This window comes from Pseudolactococcus yaeyamensis (assembly GCF_054658615.1).
Genome location: NZ_BAAGGP010000131.1, coordinates 1 through 4463 on the forward strand (window position 1 = coordinate 1; position 4463 = coordinate 4463).

Genomic DNA, 4463 nt, shown 5'->3' on the forward strand with positions numbered 1-4463 from the left:
TTAGCTTTTGAATATTCACCTCCTTTTTTTTGTGTTCCAACAATTTCAAAATTTTCAATATAAGTAGTTTGATTTCTAAAATCAAATTTTACAGATTTATTCTCAGAAATTATTCCTAAATCCAGAGGTAATTTTTTCATCCGAATACACTCCCTAGGGACTTACCAAATCCTGAAAATATCTCTCCTGCTTTATTTTTTAAACTATTAACACCTTTAGAGATATTCTTAACTGTCTTATCTACAAATTTCCCTGCCTCTCCACTTTCAATCCAATCGTACCCTGCAACAACTGCAGTACCTATAACTGCTCCTGCAACCGCACCTGCTACTGTACCAACAACAGGTATAGGTATCAATGTTCCAATAGTTGCACCAATCTGACTCCCATAAGCACTCACAGCAAAGCTTGCCACAGCAGTTCCTGCTACTGAACTAGCCATGCCAATACCAAGATGAGCCCCCGTATTTTTCACTGCTCTACCAACATCATTATACTTAGACATCTGTTCATCATAGTCCAGCCCTACATCTAGTACTGTACCTATAACACCCGCTACTTTTAATACCTTACTTTTGCCAACACCTTTTCCAATGTCAACTAAGTCATCTCCTAACTCCTTAGTCATCCTCGCTCTAAGACCAGTTCTAGTCCCTTTACTTGTTAATGCACTTTTTCTTATTCCTTCAATCCTATATTTTCGTCCAACTTCTTTAATCGCTTTAGACACAACACCTTGGCTAAGTACAGATTTTGCAATTTCCTTAGGCAGACCACCACTTCTAGCAAGGTCTTTAAACTTTTTAAAGTCTTTATTATTATTGAACTTTAAGATATAATTTCCAGCAGTATCAATCGTAATCGCAGCCATAATCTGCAATATAGTTTTAAACTCATCTAAGCTATCGCTAAACAAGCCATTCACATGACTATTGAATTCATGCAGTCTCTTGAGCTTATCTTGCACTTTTTGGATATCATCTGCCGTCGTACCCATATAACTTGAAAGTTGACTCTGAAAATTTGAATACATGAGATTCATCTCTGCATTTTCAGGGTAGAGGTAGGACTGCATCCGATAAAAATTGATTTGTGATGCCATAGATGATTGTTGCGCTCTTAATAACTCCAACTGCTGATTTAGTTTATCTTCATCAAGCAACTCACCACCTGCTGCCCCAGCATAGCCTTCATACTGACTGATTTTTGTTCTCAGTTGCTCAAGTGTCGATGTCGCTTTAGAAATCGTTGGTATAACTAATTCTGTAAACAAGCCTTTTCCTGCCGTATAGGCTGCGCCAGACAAAGTACGACCATTTATGGCATCTACCAAATGCCTACTTGCACTATTCAAGTCATCAATCATGCTTTGAGCTGTCGTAATGTTACTACGTAACGCATTAACCAGCCCTTCGGACTCTGACGGACTATAGACTAATCCCATGATAGTTGGTTCCTTTCTTTTTGGAGTTGTTCTCGCTCATCTTCCATAAGGGTGTGTTCTTTTCGATATTGAGTAGACACTTCTTCTTGTTGTTGCGCAAGTAAATTGCTTACATATCGTCTTTTTTGTTCCGTCCAGCGATATTACTCTTACTTAAATCAAATTGCTGTCCTTATTGGTTATTCAGTTTATTTGTAAAAATTGCTTTATTCTTCATTACCTTAGTTACTCCTTATCACGGGATGAACAAATCAAATTTATCTTGGTATTTTTATTCAATAGTTAATTTTTCATAATCTGATTTTGAAATTAATTCATCATAATTTTCGGCAAATAATTGTTCATCTGAGTTTATGTAGCCAAAAAAAACAATTGATTCCACATCTTCACGATTGAAAAATGCAAATTCTTCTCCATCAGTAATGCCTGATGGATAAGGGACAGCAGAATAATCAAAATAACCTACTTTTCTATTTTGTTCAAATAGAGCACCACGACTCACAATCATCAAAGGAATATTTCCTTCTTTAGTGATAATTACTGATCCGATTGGTAAAATTTGTTCATTTGTATTGTTCATTTTCCTTTTTCTCCGTTCAATTTTTAAAATATTTTTTTGTAACAAGCGCCCGTCCCAATATCCACCACATTACCAATGGAAATACAGCTAATATAATCGATAATGATAATAATTTAGCTATAAATGTCACTGTTGTATCTGGTTGACTATATAACCAAAAAACTATTCCTGATATAATCAAAAAACATGTAAAGAAACCAAGTAACAAAGAATATGGTATTAAATTTTCTCTAGATTTACCTATTTTTTTGTAAGCAACAGCTCTAAGATAATTCCGAATCTCTTTTTCTTCTGGTGCATCCATTATAATTGCGTTTCTTCTAATATTTAACATATATAAATCAAAAGAAATAGCTATTAGTATAGCTAAAACAATTGGAAGAATAAACCAATAATCTCCTAACCGCTCTTTTGGCGTTGCTATCTGATTGCTATACCTTCCCATAAAACCGACTATAGGTACAATTATTAAAGGAGATGAAATAGGGGCTAGCATCAATATTTTGGATACGATTTTCATGTTCGTATCATATTGTTCATCTCGCCATTGTTTCCAAATTAATTCTTTTTTTAAAAAATCGTATTCTGCAAATACATATTCTTCTACAATTTTCTTTTCTTTTCTATATTTGACTAATCCTAAAATAAACCAAATTTTTGTGAAAGGAACTACCATGGAAAACTCCACCCTTTCCTCTTTGGTTTAACACCTTTATCAAGTTCTTTATTTGCTAGATTACCTAGCCAACCTCCCACTACACCTCCTACAACACCTCCTACAACAGAACCAACTGCAGCTCCAACAGGTCCTCCAGCAGCACCTAACATCGCTCCAACTACACGTCCTGCTGTTTGACCTGTTGCAGAAGCTGTAACATTAACCGCTGTTCTTCTTGCTGTTATAGTAGCTGTTTGTTCATTACTAAACCCTTTAGATTTTAATTCATTTACACTGGAAGAAACATCTACCGCTGTCCCTACCCAACCAGCTACTCTAAATGCTTTGCCAGCTCTTGCTATTCCTGAAACTTTTTCCGCTCCAGTCCAACCTTTTACAACATCTTTCACATCAAGCATAGATTTTAATTCAGATTTGACAGTTTTTCCTACATTTTTATAATTCGTAGCATCATACTCTATGGCGCTAAATAATTTCTTACCTGTCTTTGAAGTTGTACCATTTCCTTTGATAATAAATTTTTTACCCCATTTCACACGTCCTGTAATATCTTCCGTTATTTTAGCGCCAGCTAATAGTTTTCTCCCTCTATTCTTTATTATACCTGCCGCAATTAAATCAGTTATATAACCCGAATTTTCAATGGTCTTTGAAATTGAAAAACTGCCATTGTCATTAAAAGTAATACCTCCCAATGCTTTCGTACTTGCTACAATAGTTTCAAAATTACTTTTTATTCCAGAGAACAACCCATTCACATGACTATTGAATTCATGCAGTCTCTTGAGCTTATCTTGCACTTTTTGGATATCATCTGCCGTCGTACCCATATAACTTGAAAGTTGACTCTGAAAATTTGAATACATGAGATTCATCTCTGCATTTTCAGGGTAGAGGTAGGACTGCATCCGATAAAAATTGATTTGTGATGCCATAGATGATTGTTGTGCTCTTAATAACTCCAACTGCTGATTTAGTTTATCTTCATCGAGCAACTCACCACCTGCTGCCCCAGCATAGCCTTCATACTGGCTGAGTTTTGTTCTCAGTTGCTCAAGTGTCGATGTCGCTTTAGAAATCGTTGGTATAACTAATTCTGTAAACAAGCCTTTTCCTGCCGTATAGGCTGCGCCAGACAAAGTACGACCATTTATGGCATCTACCAAATGCCTACTTGCACTATTCAAGTCATCAATCATGCTTTGGGCTGTCGTAATGTTACTACGTAACGCATTGACCAGCCCTTCGGACTCTGACGGACTATAGACTAATCCCATGATAGTTGGTTCCTTTCTTTTTGGAGTTGTTCTCGCTCATCTTCCATAAGAATATGTTCTTTTCGATATTGAGTAGACACTTCTTCTTGTTGTTGCGCAAGTAAATTGCTTACATATCGTCTTTTTTGTTCCGTTTCACTAAATGAAGTTTGTCCTTCGTTTAACGCCTCTTCAATGGCTTGAAGTTCTCGAAATATTTGGTTCATCTGAGTTGTGAAATCTTCAATGCTTCTTTCTGCTTGGCGTTGTTCCTGATGAGATTCTTCGATGGCTCTTTCTTTATCCAAAATTTGAACATCATATTCATAACGTTTTTCTGGTAAGATGTAATTTGTTTGCTCAAAAGTTTAATTACTCTTTTTCTTTTAGTTCAAGTGAATTTTAGGATAAGGTACATTCTTAATTTTTTCTTCATACTCAGAAGCAAACTCTTTTTCAGTCTCATCACGATAGCCCTCAAAATGAATTGTTTCAATATCTTCA

Annotated in this window: 5 protein-coding genes; all 5 read right to left on the reverse strand. The window is 35.7% G+C overall.

What is annotated here, in order from left to right; translation table 11 throughout:
• Positions 1 to 136: 136 nt before the first annotated feature.
• Positions 137 to 1444 (reverse strand): hypothetical protein, encoded by a 1308-nt coding sequence (locus tag ACYQ21_RS14650; protein WP_460059337.1) that lies wholly within the window; start codon positions 1442 to 1444, stop codon positions 137 to 139.
• 271 nt (positions 1445 to 1715) lie between these two features.
• Positions 1716 to 2024, reverse strand: a complete 309-nt coding sequence (locus ACYQ21_RS14655; RefSeq protein WP_460059338.1) for a DUF4176 domain-containing protein — start codon at positions 2022 to 2024, stop codon at positions 1716 to 1718.
• Between the two features lie 16 nt (positions 2025 to 2040).
• Entirely contained in the window at positions 2041 to 2700 is a 660-nt protein-coding gene (locus ACYQ21_RS14660; RefSeq protein WP_460059340.1) for a hypothetical protein, read from the reverse strand.
• On the reverse strand, positions 2694 to 3980 hold the full coding sequence (locus tag ACYQ21_RS14665) for a hypothetical protein (RefSeq protein WP_460059341.1): 1287 nt from the start codon (positions 3978 to 3980) through the stop codon (positions 2694 to 2696). Before ACYQ21_RS14665 ends, ACYQ21_RS14660 begins: the two co-directional genes overlap by 7 nt.
• Positions 3971 to 4267 (reverse strand): hypothetical protein, encoded by a 297-nt coding sequence (locus ACYQ21_RS14670; protein WP_460059342.1) that lies wholly within the window; start codon positions 4265 to 4267, stop codon positions 3971 to 3973. Before ACYQ21_RS14670 ends, ACYQ21_RS14665 begins: the two co-directional genes overlap by 10 nt.
• Positions 4268 to 4463: the final 196 nt, after the last annotated feature.

Coding starts and splice junctions, on each gene's coding strand:
- ACYQ21_RS14660 (WP_460059340.1), bottom strand. CDS start 2,700: ATGGTAGTTCCTTTCACAAAAATTTGGTTTATTTTAGGATTAGTCAAA.
- ACYQ21_RS14655 (WP_460059338.1), bottom strand. CDS start 2,024: ATGAACAATACAAATGAACAAATTTTACCAATCGGATCAGTAATTATC.
- ACYQ21_RS14665 (WP_460059341.1), bottom strand. CDS start 3,980: ATGGGATTAGTCTATAGTCCGTCAGAGTCCGAAGGGCTGGTCAATGCG.
- ACYQ21_RS14650 (WP_460059337.1), bottom strand. CDS start 1,444: ATGGGATTAGTCTATAGTCCGTCAGAGTCCGAAGGGCTGGTTAATGCG.